The following is a 16,417-nucleotide window of genomic DNA, read 5'->3' as shown; positions in this document are numbered from 1 at the left end:
CGCTTCTTTTCAGAAGCGCTGTATTTTTTATCAGTTCCACCGTATGAATGTTAAAAATAGCAGCAGTAAAGAGCAAATGCTTAGTAAAATAAGAAAAGCTCTGGTAGAAAAGACCGATAATCCACATCCCAAATTTCAGAAAACACCTTTATATCAGGAAGAAGATGAGCTTGTGGATGTGACCTTTGCACGCGAATTAACAGCAGTAGGGGGTAAGTTTTTGTATTGTGATGGCGAGATTGAACTGATTGAGAATTTGATTAATCTGACGGAGGAAAATAATATTAAAAAAATATTTACCTGGGAAAAAGGTGTGCAAGACCTTTTGAACCCTTACGGTTTTCCTATACATACGGATGAAACTGAATTTGATGCCGCGGATGCAGGGATAACTTCTTGTGAGGTTATGATTGCGCGTAACGGTAGTATCATGGTCAGCAATGCGAATGCATCAGGACGTAGATTGGGAATTTATCCGCCCATCCATATTGTGATTGCAAAAGCTTCGCAGATGGTATGGGATATTAAAGACGCATTATCCTATATGCAACGACGCTATGGCAACGAAATGCCCACAATGGTTTCGACAGTTACAGGACCTTCCCGTACAGCAGATATCGAGAAACGCCTGGTCCTGGGAGCTCATGGACCAAAAGAATTATATGTTTTACTATTAGAGGATCGTTTTTAATTATATGATACAGGAATACCTTTTTTTAACTCCAGTTGCGAGTATTATCTTTGCTTTGACAGTGGCTTCAAGTATCTATAGTTTTTCCAATCCACAAGTATTGGGAGAAATGATGTTACATCCTTATAGTATATATCGTAAAAAACGCATTTATACTATTTTAACCAGCGGCATGGTTCATAAAGATTGGGGGCATCTCCTTTTTAATATGATCACATTTTATTATTTTGGATTTGGCTTAGAAAAAATATTGATACAGGTCAGTGATTGGGGACACCTTCAGTTTGCAATCATTTATATTTCCAGTTTAATATTGAGTGATATCCCTACCATTTTCCAGCACAAAAATAATCCGGGCTATTATAGTTTAGGTGCATCAGGAGCAATCTGTGCTGTTTTATTTAGCTATATCATGTTTGATCCTAAAATGATGCTCGGTATCTTTATGATCATTCCAATGCCTGCTTACATATTTGCGGTACTTTTTCTTGGTTACTGTATTTGGGCATCTAAAAATTCAAGAGACGGTGTCAACCACGATGCACATTTATTTGGAGCAATCTCGGGAGTGATTATAACCTTGTTGCTCTATCCATGGATTTTTAAGCATTTTATAAGTCAATTTTAGCATTATCCTGCCCAGTTTTCGCGGTCTAAGCTTCTATATTGTATTGCTTCAGCAAGATGATGATTCTGGATGTTGGTTTCTTGTTCCATATCGGCGATTGTTCTAGCTACTTTCAAGATTCGGTCATATGCTCTTGCCGATAAACCTAATTTCTCCATGGCGACCTTAAGGAGCTGTGTTCCCTGCAAATCGATCTGACAGCGTTCTCGAACTTGGGTACTGCTCATTTGAGCATTACTATGAATTTCACTATACTGTTTAAAACGTTCACTTTGAATTTTTCTAGCAGCAATGACCCGTTGTCGGACCACTATGCTTTTTTCGGATGTTTCATTAGATACAAGCTCTTTAAATGCCACTGGTGTAACTTCCACATGGAGATCGATCCGGTCCAGTAGTGGTCCTGATATTTTGCTTAAATAACGTTGCACGGCATTGCTTCCACATATACATTCTTTTTCGGGATGATTGTAATATCCACATGGGCATGGATTCATGGCAGCAATTAACATAAAACTTGCGGGATAATCGACCGAAAATTTTGCTCTTGAGATTGTAATATTCCGTGACTCTAATGGTTGTCGCATCACTTCCAATACAGTTCTTTTAAACTCCGGAAGTTCGTCCAGAAATAAAACACCATTATGTGATAATGAGATTTCTCCAGGTTGAGGAGTTGCGCCACCCCCGACCAGAGCAACATCAGAAATGGTGTGATGGGGAGACCGAAAGGGTCGAGTTGTCATCAAAGATTCCTTGGCCGACAGCTGTCCAGCCACAGAGTGAATTTTAGTGGTTTCTAATGATTCTTCTATTGTTAATGGGGGTAAGATCGTCGCCAATCGCTTTGCCAGCATTGTTTTGCCTGCTCCTGGCGGACCTATTAAAATGACGTTGTGACCGCCGGATGCCGCAATTTCTAAAGCTCTTTTAATGTTTTCCTGACCTCTAACATCACCAAAATCAGTTTCAGCATGATCGATTTTCTTTAAAAACTCTTCTTCAATATTGATTGCAGTTGGCATAAGATCATGCTTATCGTTAAAAAAATCCACCACTTCCGTCAGATTATCAACGCCGAAGATTTGTAAATTGGAAACAATTGCGGCTTCTCTTGCATTTGTATTCGGAAGAATAATTCCTTTGAAATTATCTTTAAGCGCCTGAATAGCGATGGGTAACACTCCCTTTATAGCTTGAATCTTACCATCTAACGAGAGCTCACCCAATATGAGGTAATCCGTTAATTTGTCGACATTAATTTGATTAGACGAAGCCAGTATTGCTGTCGCAATTGCAAGATCATAAGCTGAGCCTTCTTTGCGAATATCTGCTGGGGCAAGATTGACAACGATTTTTTGTCTGGGCATGCGAAGACCGCAAGACACAATGGCACTTTCTATACGCTGTAAGCTTTCTTTGACAGCATTATCGGGCAATCCAACAATATAATATCTTGTTCCTGCTGTTATATTTACTTCAACAGCGACACTAGTTGCTTCAATGCCATATACTGCACTACTATAGGTCTTTGTTAACATATAATTGGTCTAACTGATCATTAAAGTTAATAAAAAGGTTTAACTATTTCTTGAGAATTATTTTTTTCCTTTGAGGAACAGCATGAAGTTGTGGTTTTAGATAAAATACATTATATTGTAGTAATTGATATTTATCATATGTCAAAAAATAATTGGTTTTGGCAAACGATTTGCTACTCTATTTGTATTATTAATGAATAGAACGGATTGCAAAGAATTAACATTTAAAGTTTAAGAATATGAATGATACTAGTAAAGTAGTAGTGGCATTATTGGCAGGGTTAGCTGCAGGAACCGCTTTAGGAATTTTATTCGCACCTGATAAAGGAACAGAGACAAGAGACAAGTTAAATGAATCATTAGCAGATTTGGGAGATGCTATCCGTGAACGCGCAGAAGAGCAGTTTGATCAGCTTAATGACTTCAAAGAAAAAATAGTTTCAACCCTCAAAACAAAAATCAATAAAGGGGAAGAAATTTTCGAAGACGAAATAACAGAACACGCATAGGTGGCTGTTGGTTTAGAGCTTAAAAAAATATTATAGATCATATTATCAGAGGCTAAAAAGCCTCTGATTGTTAAAATAAAAATAAATGGAAGAAGAAAAATTCTCGCTTAGTGGAACATTCCAAAAGACCAAGGAATATTTAGATTCGCAATTAAATTTAATTCGGCTAAAGACCGTTGAGCGATCTTCCCGTTTGATCGCAAGCTTGATTGTCGATGGAGCAAAAATTATTTTAACCTTATTTATTATATTTTTCCTTTGTCTTGCCCTTGGTTTTTATTTGGGAGAAGTATTAGGTAGTAATTCTTTAGGATTTTTAGCGACAGCAGTAATATTTTTGGTGATATTGTTACTGATTCGTGTATTAGAACCAAAATTGGAGACTAAATTTATGGATTTGTCTATTCGCAGGTTCTCTGCAAAATGGGATGATGAAGCAGATGAAGAAGAAAATAATTTGAAACAAGAAAACTTAGAAGATGACGAAAAAAAGCAAAATTCATAACCTCGCAGAGCTTAAGGCTGAAATCGCGCGTCTCAAGATTTTAAAAAACGAACAGGAAGCTTATTTAAAGTCTCAAGTTAAATTATTGAATCATAAAATAGAGACGCCTGTACGTATTTTTAATGCGCTTAAATCTAACATTCCAGGTGCAAATATCATAACAGGTCTATTTGCTTCTACTAAAAATAGTGGTGGCACTAACTCAGACTGGGTAACAAAAGCCCTGCGCATTGGTGTACCTTTTGTTATGAATAGATTTTTCTTTAAAAAAGCTGGTGTTTTGAAAAAAGCTCTTCTTCTATTAGCTTCGGAAAAAGCTCTTGGTCAGGTTAATCAAGATAAAATTTCAAGTATTATCGAGAAGGTGACAGATTTTATTAAACCTAAAAAGAATAAGAAAAAAAAGGTCGATGTGGAGAAGCTTCCCGTAGTTGAAGATCAGGTGAATGAATATGGTATACCTTCCTATAGTGAAACTTATTAATGAGGATACCTGTTTCCTGCAGTGCTCTTAACCAAAGCCATATGTTGGCTTTATTAATGAATTGCTGGCGACAGTTATCTTTCTTTGATCATTTTTATTGCTAATAATATTTAGCTATTTCATCAAGCTTATTCCTCTTTATTTTATAAGATGAATTTTTGAATGTTGCACTGACATTTACGATTTTATTACTTTTCCGCGACTTTTTGAGCGGTCGTACTCTCCACTTAATTTTAGTATACTATTGATTACTGCAAGAATAAGATTATTTTTGCAGGATATTTTATTATAATGGGTAAAGACAAACTTAGAAAATTTGCAGAAATTGGTACTTTTGACAATGTCGTAGAACTTGATGCAGGTAAAGCGCTTAAGGGTCAATGGGCTAAAACGCATTTTAAAAATGATAATCCAATTGTTGTAGAGTTGGCTTGTGGAAAAGGTGAATATACTGTCAATTTGGCCAAGCTTTTCCCTGAAAAGAATTTTATTGGTGTTGACTACAAGGGTAACCGGATTTGGAGAGGAGCAAAAACTGCTATTGAAGAAGGTATTAGTAATGTTGGATTTCTACGTATTCAGATTGAAACGATTTTAGAGTATTTTGCAGAAAATGAAGTTTCCGAAATCTGGATTACATTCCCAGACCCACAACCGCAGGATAGCCGTGAGAAAAAAAGACTGACCAATCCAACTTTTCTAGGCCGTTATAAGTTTGTTTTAAATGATGGTGGATTTATGAACCTGAAAACGGATAACGATGGTTTTTATAATTACACATTAGAACAGATTGAAATCTTAGGACTGCCTAAACATGTCGAAACAGCAGATTTGTATCATTCTGATTTAGTAGATGAGGTGTTGTCTATTAAAACATATTATGAGAAGAAATATTTGGCTGTTGATAAAAATATAAACTATGTTAAATGGTCATTTGATCAGATATAATTCTTTTCTGAAATGCCTTTCATAAGTAAGAAGGCTCCATCCTAATCGGATGGAGCCTTCTTACTTATGCCTCAACTTGCGCTTTAGGCGGAAAGTTTTTATGTTTTCTTTTGCTTATTTTTTCGATGTTGACCGGTTGAGGTATCTTAACATAGTAGCCTGTGCCATCATAGGTACGCTTCAACGGATCTTCTTGGCAAGCCGTAGAGCAACAGCCCTCAAGTTTTTCACCACACTCATCACATTGTGTAAAATGCTCATTGCAGATCGGGCTGGCACAATTAATCATCTTCGGTGTTTCTTTTCCGCAGTTTTTACATTTTGAAACCACTACGGGGTTTACAGAGTTGACATCAACAGTAACCCTGTTATCAAAGACGTAACATTTACCATCGAAGTCTTTACCTCCGGCCTCTTTACCATATTTGATAATACCGCCATGTAGTTGATAAACATCTTCAAAACCTTCTGCAAGTAATAATGCTGATGCCTTTTCACATTTGATACCACCAGTACAGTAGGTTAAGATTTTTTTACCTTTATATTTTTCAAGTTCTTTAACTTTTTCAGGGAATTCTCTAAAATTTTCAATGTCTAAGGTTACGGCATTTCTAAAGTGACCAACATTATGTTCATAATTAGAGCGTACATCAAGAACAACAACATCATCTTGATCTTTCATTTCCATAAAGTCTTTAGGCTCAAGATGTATTCCTGTTTTCTGAGTGGGGTCAATAATTTTTGGATCCCGTAAACCCGAGTGAACAATTTCAGTTTTGTAACGGCAGTGCATCTTAATAAAAGATGGTTCCGTAACATCGTCTATTTTAAACTCGGTATGATTAAATCTTCCATCGGCATAAATTGCATCCATATACGCTTGGCAAGACTCTGGTGAACCCGAAACCGTTCCGTTAAGACCTTCGTCAGCAACGATAATACGTCCAACTAAATTTAATGATTTACAAAATTCTAAATGATCTGCCGCAAATTTTTCAGCGTCAGCGATAGGACTGTAGCAATAGTACAGTAAAGTTTGATATTGTGCCATAGTTTTCATTGATACCGCTGCAAACGGCGTTTAATGCAAATGAATTATAGGGCAAATTTAGTTAAAAATTGGAAATTATACAATTTTTAACTTTTTCTCATATACCTACGAAGGACGATTATTGGGATGGAACATAAAAAACGACAACCTTTACATCCATAATATTCGTCACTTTTTCTTCAGGGGCTCTAGTAAATACTCAAGTCCATTTAATTTTATTTCATATAACGTACCGAGCTGAATCCCCAGTTTTCCTGGTGGAAAACCTTTCTGGTGGAACCATACCAGATAAGGTTCGGGTAGGTTACAGAGCGTGTATCCTTGATATTTTCCAAAAGGCATTTTAACGGTTACAAGTTCCGTAAGTATTTCTGGGTTCATCATTAGTCTTCGGGATTACCATTTTTGATACGGTATACAATCATTTTCAGTGCAATTATAAAATGATTGAACAGATTGGGAATTGTGCCGTAGTATTTTTGAAATATGTCATAACGCTCTTTCAAGGATTCACGATGTCTTTGTTTCGACATTCCGCCAACTAAATAACGCGCAACATGTTGATGGGCATTTACAGCGATAGATGATTTTTTTGCGGCCTTGATGACCCAATCTATATCTGCACACAATTTATACTGTAAATCATAAGGTTCGGCAATAGCACGTTTGATATAGATTGCCTGATGACAGATATTCATGCCATAGCGAAAGCTTTTCCAGTTAAAATATGCAGGAACCTTATGCCGACGTTCACCAATTATTTCTCGTTGTTCGTTTATTAAGAAAGTTTCACCATAAATAATATCAGCTCCTTCACTTACTTCAGCGAGGTTTGCTAACGTTTCCTTACTGTACAACTCATCTCCAGAATTCAGAAATAAAACATAATCACCTGTGGCCAGCGCTAGACCTTTATTCATTGCATCGTAAATCCCGTTATCCTTTTCGGATAAAATAACTGATATTTGTGGTCTATATTTTTCGATCACATCCAAAGTTCCATCTGTAGATAAACCGTCAATAACAATGTACTCTACATGTTTGTAGGTTTGACTCACAACAGATTTTAAGGTATGTTCAATATCCCGCACATTATTGTAAACGACTGTAATGATGGAAAACGTGGGATTATTATACATGTTATTTTTTTAATTCGTTGAGTTTCTTTTTTGCAAAACGGATCCCTCTTTGTAAAAGTGAACCTTTTCTATGGGCATAAAAATACTTAATTGATTGATAAGCTTGTGCATGCTCTTGAATTTCTTGCGGAAATTGTGTTATTTTTTTATTTGCAAGTACAACTTGATAGGTCGTCTCTGCGGCTGTATGTGTTCCGGAGCCATCATTACCGATATTCTGTGTCAATGAATTGCGGGGATAAAGCACTAACCCGTCGTTTTTAAAAACAGATGCATACCAACGGATAGCCCAAGAGTTGATTTTTCCAGCTTTAAATTCTTTCACCTGCTTCCAAAAATTCTCCTTGCCTTCAATACTAAATTGGTGAATTTGCTCAGCCGTAAAATCATCTGTTAAGGTATTAATATCGCTATTGAAATGATTCCAAGCGCGATCCCATGTTGCCCAGCCCCAACTATTTGCTACTCTAAAGAAAAACGTTTCAGGTAGAGTTTCAATATCTTTTACGGGATAACCATAGCCAGATATCTGCATGACCTGATCTTGATGTCGGTAAAGTTCTAGAGCATCATTAAAGTATTCCAAAGCAAATGGGGAGGTTACTAAATCATCTTCTAAAACGATCACTTGACCATATTGTTTTACGATTTTAGTTACACCGTCGATGACATTTGCTGCTAATCCGCAATTCGATTCCCTTAAAATAAGGGTAACAGTTTTGAATTTCCAATTTCTACTGATAATTTCCCGTACTTGTTCTACTGCAGCCTTTGATTGCTTATTTTTAGCAGCATCCGCGTAAATAAATAATGCAGACTCGGAAGCCAGATTATTATTTTCCAGTGCCTTTAACGTACGTAAAGTGTGATCTGGTCGATTGTAAACAAATAAGATAATGGGAGCTGTTGACATTATGATTATATTCCTAAGCAGTTATTTTCTTTGTAAAATAGGGATGTCGCTTTTCGATGTATAGCACCGATTGCTATGCCTGAAAATGGGATATGTTTAAATCCTTGTTGTAAAAGAAAGTCAATAGCAGGTTGGTAGTGTGCCCTTTCAGAATCGTCCAATATCAATACGCCACCAATGCTTAATTTTTCAATGGCACTTTTACAACAGGAAACGCGCTTTCTACCATCAACAATAACAATATCAAAAAGCTGGTCTTCCTGTTTTATTGCGTTGATATAGTCGTCATTTTCTAAAGAAATGTTCTTAATAGCGACATTTGCTGGCATTTGATTTTTAATACGTTCAAACCAATTTTTATCATGTTCTACAGCAGTTACTTTTTTGACATGTTTTGCATAGAATAAGGTTGAATTGCCTGCTCCGTATTCAAAAAGTAATAAATCTTTATTTAAGCGACCATCAATAAAATCTAAAAAGGAGTAAGTGAGCCAAGGGATTGGATTTCCATTCGGATCTAATGATTCTTTGTTTAAATAGGAGTTGATCCAGCCTGTCTGAACGAAATATCCCTTAAAGGCCAAGGATAATAGTCCCTTAATTAATTTACTATTGAATAATGATTGGTAGCTACCTGTTTTTTCCATTTTTTAGATTTTATTAGTGGAAATAAACTTAACGATTTATTTTCAAAAATCTTTCTTTTATCGTAGATAAAAGCCCTAAAAGAAAAAGTGATTTGATCATCAAAATAGCATTCGGACGAGTCCTTTTAATGAAAAGAAGGAAAAAAGTCGAAGCAAAATAGGCGATTAGAGTTGCGTAAGCAGCTCCAATAATTCCAAATTTTGGTATGAAGAAATAATTCAGCACGACATTAACAATTGCACCAAAAGCTGTTCGGTATAAGGTGATCTTTGTAAGACCCTCAGCAATGAGATATTGTGCACTCGCTGTTCCTAAGAAAGTAAATACACCTGCCCAAATATGCACTTGAAGCGTATGCAGTCCTGGTGCATATTCTGGCTTATAATATTTAAAAATAAAAGGGGCGAGAAATGTAACAACCAAAGCAACAGATACGCTAACAAAAACCATAAGCTCATATAAGTTTCCTAGTCTTTTTTGATATAACTCAGGACTCCCTTTTCGGGCATTCATTATGGCGGGAAATAATGATGTAGAAATAGCTACAGGTATAAAATACCAACTTTCACTAAAATTTACGACAACCGTATAAACTCCTAATGCTGATTTACCCAATATCGCGTCGATCATCAATTGGTCGATCTTCATGTAAAAGGTAATAAACAAAGAAGAGAAGGCTAATGGCCAGCCTTGTTTGATCAATTCTTTAGCAGTAGTGGCATCATATTTCCATTTGGAAATATGATGTCCCAGTTTACGGTAGAGTGCTAAATACCCGATTTGTAAAATAAGAACATCAATAACTAAAGTCCAGATGAAAGCATCTAATGGGGCTTTTAACAGAATTAATATCAGTTTTATAGCAGCAGAAAGAATGTTTCCTCCTACCTGTACGATCATAATCATCTTACCTTTCACTTTCGCTTGAAAGAAGCTGTCGATAATCTGAACGGCCTGTATGATGCAGATAAAGGAGACAAGTACAATCTGTTTAAAAGTAGCAGCTGGGGCTTCTGGTGCGTACTGAGCGATGAAAAAGTAAGTGATGTAAATAAGCGGCAAGACGAGTAAACCCGTTATGATACGAATGCGTAATGCCGAACCTAAAAGCTCATTTTCCTTTTCAGGATGCTGAATGATTTGTCGGGTGATGAGGCCATCGGTACCCATTGTGGAAATGCCTGTAAAGAAAGCAAGCAAAACTAAGGGATAACTGTAAGTTCCGAAATTTGCACTCCCTAGGTAGGAGGGTAATGCAACAGTAGTGACCAACATCTTGATAAACAGGGATCCTACACGGGCCATTAAAAGCCAACCCGTGTTTTTGAAATATTTTTCGAATGCCTCTGGATTAAATCCTGGTAATGCCGGTATTTTCATTATGATGCAAACCTACTGATTTTTTTTAGAGGTTTGCATGAGAATCCCACCGTATTATTACAATACATTAATCGTATTGGAGAATTCGGTTAAGCTCGGGTGTGTTGGATTAAGGTCTGTTACAAGGTAATTGACATCATGAATTGGAACAACTTTCATCTTCTGCACGGAGTTTAATTTTTCGGCAATGCTTAAGATAACCAGTTTGCTTGAACATTTAATCATGGCCTTTTTAATTTGCACAACTTCCCAATCAGAATCTGTAACGCCATCTTGAGTGGAAAGACTATTTGTTCCTAATAAACAAAGGTCTACTTTGATATCAGAAAGCTCATTGGTTACTTGAGATCCCGATACGATATTTGTATTCCTGGAAAGTTTTCCGCCAATTAGAATAACCTCTAAATTTGGTTTTTCAGCTAATTCTAATGCAACAAGGGGGCTGATCGTAAATATGGTACATTGAAGGCTGTCAGGTACTAGTCGAGCAAGTTCAATCATCGTTGTTCCACCACCAGCAAGAATGGTCATGCCATTTTGAAGTAAAGTAATTGCTTTTTTAGCGATTTCCTTTTTAGCTTCTTTCGCATAAACATTTCCATCTTGAAAGGGAAATTGAAAAGATTTGGATAAAGCCCCGCCATAAACCTTTAGTACTTTGCCATTTTCCGCTAATTCATTTAAATCACGACGTATGGTGTCTTCAGATACGTTGAGTTGAATGCTTAAATCTGAAGATAATACTTTATTGTGCAGATTTATTTGGTGTATAATAAAAGCTTGTCTTTCCTCTTTTAACATGACAGATAGTTTATATAGTCGAAATAATTTATATACAAATGTAATTAAATGAAGGTATAAAAAATAAAAGTATTTTAACCGTTATCTTTATTTTTTATCTGCGTTATTCCCGCTTTAAATCGTGGTTTAAAACCAGTCGGTTTACTTGCAGGTTCAATTGGAAGATCCTCTTTAACGGTTTCATCCTCTTGCTTTTCTATTTTATGTTCCGTATTTGTCGGTTCTGCTGCAGTAGCTTGTTTTGTTAGTCCTGCTTTAAATCTAGGTTTAAATCCAGCAGGTTTGTTTGTTGTTTCAGCAGGCGTGTCCTCTTGATCCGTTTGATCAAGCTGTACATCTGCTTTTTGTACCGCATCTATCGGTTCTGCTGCAGTAGCTTGTTTTGTTAGTCCTGCTTTAAATCTAGGCTTAAATCCAGCAGGTTTGTTTGCTGCTTCAGCAGGCGTGTTCTGTTGATCCGTTTGATCAAGCTGTACATCTGCTTTTTGTACCGCATCTGTCGGTTCTGCTGCAGTAGCTTGTTTTGTTAGTCCTGCTTTAAATCTAGGTTTAAATCCAGCAGGTTTATTTGCTGTTTCAGCAGGCGTGTTCTGTTGGTCCGTTTGATCAAGCTGTGCATCTATTTTTTGTTCTGCATCTGCCGGTTCTGCTGTAGTCGCCGGTTTTGTTACTCCAGCCTTAAATCTGGGTTTAAATCCAGCAGGTTTGTTTGCTGCTTCAGCAGGCGTGTTCTGTTGATCCGTTTGATCAAGCTGTGCATCTACTTTTTGTTCCGTATCTGTCGGTTCTGCTACAGTCGCCGGTTTTGTTACGCCAGCTTTAAATCTGGGTTTAAATCCAGCAGGTTTAGTCGTAATATCTGCAGTAGGATCAGATTGTTCTTTTTTATTGTCGAGGCTTTCCGTATCAGCAGCGGGCTCGGATACAGGTGACGATGTTACTCCTGCTTTAAATCTAGGTTTGAATCCGGCCGGTTTTGCTGTTACTTCTTGTGATATGGCAGCATTCTGCGTTTTTTCGACATCCTCATCTTTCAATTCTGTTTCAATAGGAGGAGCTATGTCAGGTTTTACCATTGTTTTAAAGCGCGGTTTAAAACCTGTAGATGGAGTGGCCGTTTCAGCCGCAACAACTTGTTGTTCTTTTACAATTGGAGCAGGTTGTTGTATTTCTTTCTTGTCAACTATTACCTCTTCTAATCGATAACTTTTTCGGAGTCTATTGAACCAAAATTTCTTCGTATGGTCAAAACTTTTTGCACCCATGGCCACATAGTGCTTTTTAAATTCTTCATAAAGTGAGTTGTCCGCTTTTTTTAAAGCAGTTAAGTCAATCTTTTTTTTAGCGAAAAATTCTTCAAAAGTCATCCTGAAAGTATTTAGTCTATTACAAATGTATACTATTTTATTAATCTTTAATAGCTTGAGTGCTATTTTGAAATAATTTTGGGTATAAAAAAAGAGCGACAAGCGCTCTTTTTTATGTTGTTAGAAAAATATTAAGCCATGTTGTGGTATACAGCTTGAACATCATCATCTTCTTCAATCTTGTCGATTAGTTTTAATACATCTACAGCATCTTCTTCCGAAATTTCAGAATGAGATAAAGCAATACGTTCTAATTTTGCTGAAGATACCGCGATTCCTTTTTCCTCAAGAAGACGTTGCATATTTCCAAAATCTTCAAATGAAGTTTGGACAACAACTACATCATTCCCCTCTTCATCAGATTCGACGTACAATTCTTCAAGACCACCATCAATGAGTTCTAATTCTAGTTCCTCTACATCCAGATCTTCTGTTGCAGGAAATCTAAAAAGAGATTTACGGTTGAAAATAAAGTCTAGAGATCCTGTTTTACCCAATGTTCCACCCGCTTTGGTGAAATAACTACGTATATTGGCTACAGTTCTATTGGTGTTGTCGGTTGCTGTTTCAATTAAGATAGGTACTCCGTGAGGGCCGTATCCTTCATATACATATTCTTCATAGCCTTTGGAATCTTTTTCAGAAGCTCTTTTGATAGCCGCTTCTACACGATCTTTAGGCATATTTACAGCTTTCGCATTGTTTATCGCTGTACGTAATCTAGAATTTGATTCTGGGTGAGGACCACCTTCCTTCACCGCAATTGCAATTTCTTTTCCTAAACGCGTAAATTGGATTGCCATTTTGGCCCAGCGTTTAAACTTACGTTCCTTTCTAAATTCGAAAGCTCTTCCCATGTTATATTTTGTTTGTTTTAAGATTCTCTATCATATCGACAGTAAGCTTTGCTAAATCAAAAGCAGGCTTCCAGTTCCAATCTGCTCTTGCTGGAGAGTCTTCAATACTAGCTGGCCAAGAATCTGCAATGGCCTGTCTAGGATCATTCTCCGAGTAAGTGATTGTAAAATTAGGAAGAATTTTTTTAATTTCTTCAGCTAGTTCTTTTGGGGTAAAACTTACACCTGTTAAATTATAGCTTGAGCGAATCGTTAAACTTTCTTTTGGTGCATCCATCAACTGTAAAGTACCGCGGATAGCATCGTCCATATATAACATCGGTAATGCTGTATCTTCAGATAAGAAACATTCATACGTTCCTTTCTTCAGTGCGTCATAGAAAATATGAACAGCATAATCTGTTGTACCGCCCCCTGGTTCAGCTTTCCAAGAAATAATACCCGGGTAGCGAATACTACGGATATCTAATCCACGGTTTTCCTGATACCATTCTACAAGTCTCTCGCCGGCAAGTTTGCTGATTCCATAAATGGTATTTGGATCCATCACACAGTACTGATCTGTATTGGTTTTAGGTGAATGAGGTCCAAATACTGCAATTGAGCTCGGCCAGAAAATTTTTGAAATTTTATATTCAACGGCAAGATCCAGCACATTAAGGAGACCGTTCATATTAAGATCCCAGGCTTTTTGTGGATAGATTTCACCAGTCGCCGATAGCATAGCCGCTAATAAATATACTTGTGTTGGTTTATATTTTTGAAAAAGGGATTCTATTGCACTTTTGTCAAGTACATTTAGGGTTTCAAAGATTTCCCCATCCTTTAAATTTTGAGGTTCTCTAATATCGGAAGTAACGACATTTTCAATACCAAATTTCTCTCTTAAAGCTGTAGCCAATTCTGTTCCGATTTGACCATTTGCACCGATTATAATAATGCTTTCTTTCATCGATGCAAATATAGTATTTTTATTATCCTAATCAATGTCTTGAAACCATTGAAGTGATTATCAGTTATTCTTTTTTTAGTTTTATAAAGTCTTTATTGTCACGACATTCGGCCTGTTAGCTGTTTCGTTTTAGCGCTTTTTTTCTGATTTTTTAGCAAATTTTATTTGCTTTTATTTTTGATTAAACATGGTTTTATTTGAGAGCAATCGATTGCTTATTTTGCAGCGTCTGTCGTGATATCAGTTTGTTCTATTTTGTACTTAAAAGTTGTAATTTTAAAATAGTTCAGCAGGATATTAATTTAAGATATTTTATTAAAATAGGACTAGGCTATTGATATTACTATTGATTAATCTATTTTTTTGCAATAATCATTAAATATTAGCCCTTAATTTCGTAAGTTTGAGAAATAAGAATGTTCTCATTAGAACATTTATAATACATTTTATAACAAATTAAAGAAAAAGTAGAAAGATGAAAGTCGCAGTAGTCGGCGCAACAGGCCTTGTAGGTACTGAGATGTTAACAGTGTTAGCAGCGCGCAATTTCCCAGTTTCAGAATTAATTCCAGTAGCTTCAGAGCGTAGTAAGGGTAAGGAAATTGATTTTAAGGGAAAGAAGTATAAGGTGGTTACTCCATCTGAAGCTATTGCTTTAAAACCTGATGTTGCTTTGTTCTCTGCTGGTGGAGGTACTTCTTTAGAGTATGCGCCATTATTTGCCGCAGCTGGAATTACAGTTATTGACAATTCTTCCGCTTGGCGTATGGACCCGACCAAGAAATTGGTTGTTCCAGAAGTTAATGGAGATGTATTAACTGCTGAAGATAAAATTATCGCTAATCCAAACTGTTCAACCATACAGATGGTCGTTGCTTTAAAGCCGTTGCATGACAAATATAAAATTAAGCGTGTTGTCGTTTCTACTTATCAGTCTGTGACTGGTACAGGTGTTAAAGCTGTTGAGCAATTGATGAATGAGCGTGCGGGTATTAAGGATGGCGAGAAAGCTTATGCTTACGAGATCGATTTAAATGTTATTCCTCAAATTGATGTATTCCAAGAAAACGGTTATACAAAAGAGGAAATGAAAATGATTTTGGAAACAAATAAGATTATGGGTGATGATTCCATTAAAGTGACTGCGACTACCGTTCGTATTCCAGTAATGGGTGGACACTCTGAATCATTAAATATTGAGTTTGAGCGTGATTTTGATTTAGCAGATGTTCGTGAAGCATTAGCAGCTCAAAGCGGTGTTATTGTCGTTGATGATCCAGCTAATTTGCAGTATCCGATGCCAAAAGATGCACACGGTAGAGATGAAGTATTTGTCGGCCGTATTCGTCGTGATGACTCACAAGCGAATACATTAAATATGTGGGTAGTTGCGGATAATTTGCGTAAAGGTGCTGCAACTAATACCATTCAAATTGCAGAAACATTAAGAGAAAAGGGATTAATTTAATCTGATCTTCATATACGTAAAGAGCTATATCAACACATTGATATAGCTCTTTTTTGTTTTTGGGCCTGTTCCAATTTTATTTCCTCTTAATTGCACATCAACTACTTTAAAATAATCTTCTCTTTTTTACTCATTACAACTAACGCCCCTTCTTATTTTCAACCTTTCTTCTACGATATTACTGCTTTATATACATAAAAAGTGCTTGAAGTCCACATCAAAAGCAATATTTCTTCACTTAGCGCTTGTATTTCAAATGCTATTTTGTGGATTGATTTCTTGTAGGCCTACGCTAGGGACCTGCTAGGAACCAAATAGGGCCCAACTTATATATGTGAGTAGGGTGTGAAGACTGTGTTTCCAAAGAGAAAGCAGGACATTATGTGGATTTATCGTGGACTCATTGTGGTCGTACCGTGGTTACACTTATAACATGGTACAAATTTGGTCATAATCTGTTCCTTCGCTGTTCGGCTTGATTAACGTTAACTTGCGCTAATTCTAGCTACTGTATTTGTCTTCTTATACTTTAATT

At 36.5% G+C, this 16,417-nt stretch carries 18 protein-coding genes; 7 read left to right on the top strand and 11 right to left on the bottom strand.

Annotated elements, in window-relative coordinates; translation table 11 throughout:
* Window positions 1-43 precede the first annotated feature (43 nt).
* Window positions 44-691 carry a LutC/YkgG family protein gene (locus ACFS6I_RS18815; protein ID WP_380922973.1) on the top strand — a complete coding sequence of 216 codons (648 nt, stop codon included), beginning with the start codon at window positions 44-46 and terminating at the stop codon, window positions 689-691.
* Between the two features lie 4 nt (window positions 692-695).
* A complete protein-coding gene (locus tag ACFS6I_RS18810) occupies window positions 696-1,319 on the top strand; it encodes a rhomboid family intramembrane serine protease (RefSeq protein WP_132844336.1) in 624 nt (207 codons plus the stop codon).
* A 2-nt stretch (window positions 1,320-1,321) separates the two neighbouring features.
* On the opposite strand, the gene ACFS6I_RS18805 is transcribed toward ACFS6I_RS18810, so the two are convergent.
* Window positions 1,322-2,860, bottom strand: a complete 1,539-nt coding sequence (locus tag ACFS6I_RS18805; protein ID WP_380922971.1) for a YifB family Mg chelatase-like AAA ATPase — start codon at window positions 2,858-2,860, stop codon at window positions 1,322-1,324.
* Window positions 2,861-3,099: 239 nt separating this feature from the next.
* Here ACFS6I_RS18805 and ACFS6I_RS18800 point away from each other — a divergent pair, with 239 nt between their 5' ends.
* The 4 genes from ACFS6I_RS18800 to trmB all read left to right on the top strand — a co-directional run bounded on the left by ACFS6I_RS18800 (window position 3,100) and on the right by trmB (window position 5,306).
* Complete coding sequence (locus ACFS6I_RS18800) at window positions 3,100-3,369, top strand: YtxH domain-containing protein (RefSeq protein WP_021191406.1); 270 nt, start codon at window positions 3,100-3,102, stop codon at window positions 3,367-3,369.
* Between the two features lie 85 nt (window positions 3,370-3,454).
* Window positions 3,455-3,874 carry a hypothetical protein gene (locus ACFS6I_RS18795; RefSeq protein WP_132844332.1) on the top strand — a complete coding sequence of 140 codons (420 nt, stop codon included), beginning with the start codon at window positions 3,455-3,457 and terminating at the stop codon, window positions 3,872-3,874.
* Window positions 3,849-4,358, top strand: coding sequence for a hypothetical protein (locus ACFS6I_RS18790; protein ID WP_380922969.1), 510 nt, complete (start codon window positions 3,849-3,851; stop codon window positions 4,356-4,358). The genes ACFS6I_RS18795 and ACFS6I_RS18790 overlap by 26 nt, the downstream gene beginning before the upstream one ends.
* A gap of 291 nt (window positions 4,359-4,649) precedes the next feature.
* Window positions 4,650-5,306: a tRNA (guanosine(46)-N7)-methyltransferase TrmB gene (gene trmB, locus ACFS6I_RS18785; protein ID WP_132844328.1), complete on the top strand. Its 657-nt coding sequence runs from the start codon at window positions 4,650-4,652 to the stop codon at window positions 5,304-5,306.
* 64 nt (window positions 5,307-5,370) lie between these two features.
* Here the strand turns inward: trmB and trhO are convergent, their stop codons facing one another.
* The 10 genes from trhO to ACFS6I_RS18735 all read right to left on the bottom strand — a co-directional run bounded on the left by trhO (window position 5,371) and on the right by ACFS6I_RS18735 (window position 14,414).
* Complete coding sequence (gene trhO / locus ACFS6I_RS18780; RefSeq protein WP_208700869.1) at window positions 5,371-6,357, bottom strand: oxygen-dependent tRNA uridine(34) hydroxylase TrhO; 987 nt, start codon at window positions 6,355-6,357, stop codon at window positions 5,371-5,373.
* Window positions 6,358-6,525: 168 nt separating this feature from the next.
* Window positions 6,526-6,741: a DUF3820 family protein gene (locus ACFS6I_RS18775; RefSeq protein WP_021191410.1), complete on the bottom strand. Its 216-nt coding sequence runs from the start codon at window positions 6,739-6,741 to the stop codon at window positions 6,526-6,528.
* Complete coding sequence (locus ACFS6I_RS18770; RefSeq protein WP_380922966.1) at window positions 6,741-7,496, bottom strand: glycosyltransferase family 2 protein; 756 nt, start codon at window positions 7,494-7,496, stop codon at window positions 6,741-6,743. Before ACFS6I_RS18770 ends, ACFS6I_RS18775 begins: the two co-directional genes overlap by 1 nt.
* Window position 7,497: 1 nt before the next feature.
* Window positions 7,498-8,409, bottom strand: a complete 912-nt coding sequence (locus tag ACFS6I_RS18765; protein ID WP_380922964.1) for a glycosyltransferase — start codon at window positions 8,407-8,409, stop codon at window positions 7,498-7,500.
* 5 nt (window positions 8,410-8,414) lie between these two features.
* Window positions 8,415-9,056, bottom strand: coding sequence for an FkbM family methyltransferase (locus tag ACFS6I_RS18760; protein WP_380922962.1), 642 nt, complete (start codon window positions 9,054-9,056; stop codon window positions 8,415-8,417).
* A 28-nt stretch (window positions 9,057-9,084) separates the two neighbouring features.
* Complete coding sequence (locus ACFS6I_RS18755; RefSeq protein WP_021191413.1) at window positions 9,085-10,437, bottom strand: flippase; 1,353 nt, start codon at window positions 10,435-10,437, stop codon at window positions 9,085-9,087.
* Between the two features lie 57 nt (window positions 10,438-10,494).
* Window positions 10,495-11,238, bottom strand: coding sequence for a DeoR/GlpR family DNA-binding transcription regulator (locus ACFS6I_RS18750; RefSeq protein WP_380922960.1), 744 nt, complete (start codon window positions 11,236-11,238; stop codon window positions 10,495-10,497).
* A gap of 74 nt (window positions 11,239-11,312) precedes the next feature.
* On the bottom strand, window positions 11,313-12,605 hold the full coding sequence (locus ACFS6I_RS18745; protein WP_380922958.1) for a hypothetical protein: 1,293 nt from the start codon (window positions 12,603-12,605) through the stop codon (window positions 11,313-11,315).
* Between the two features lie 131 nt (window positions 12,606-12,736).
* Window positions 12,737-13,462, bottom strand: coding sequence for a YebC/PmpR family DNA-binding transcriptional regulator (locus ACFS6I_RS18740; protein WP_380922956.1), 726 nt, complete (start codon window positions 13,460-13,462; stop codon window positions 12,737-12,739).
* A 1-nt stretch (window position 13,463) separates the two neighbouring features.
* Window positions 13,464-14,414, bottom strand: coding sequence for an NAD-dependent epimerase/dehydratase family protein (locus ACFS6I_RS18735; protein ID WP_380922954.1), 951 nt, complete (start codon window positions 14,412-14,414; stop codon window positions 13,464-13,466).
* A gap of 475 nt (window positions 14,415-14,889) precedes the next feature.
* Between ACFS6I_RS18735 and ACFS6I_RS18730 the strand changes: the two genes are divergently transcribed.
* On the top strand, window positions 14,890-15,882 hold the full coding sequence (locus ACFS6I_RS18730; protein ID WP_021190281.1) for an aspartate-semialdehyde dehydrogenase: 993 nt from the start codon (window positions 14,890-14,892) through the stop codon (window positions 15,880-15,882).
* Window positions 15,883-16,417 lie beyond the last annotated feature (535 nt).

It is taken from the genome of Sphingobacterium anhuiense, assembly GCF_042686355.1.
In the GTDB taxonomy this organism is placed as follows: Bacteria; Bacteroidota; Bacteroidia; order Sphingobacteriales; family Sphingobacteriaceae; genus Sphingobacterium; species Sphingobacterium anhuiense.
This window is presented reverse-complemented; position numbering and strand designations above follow the sequence as displayed.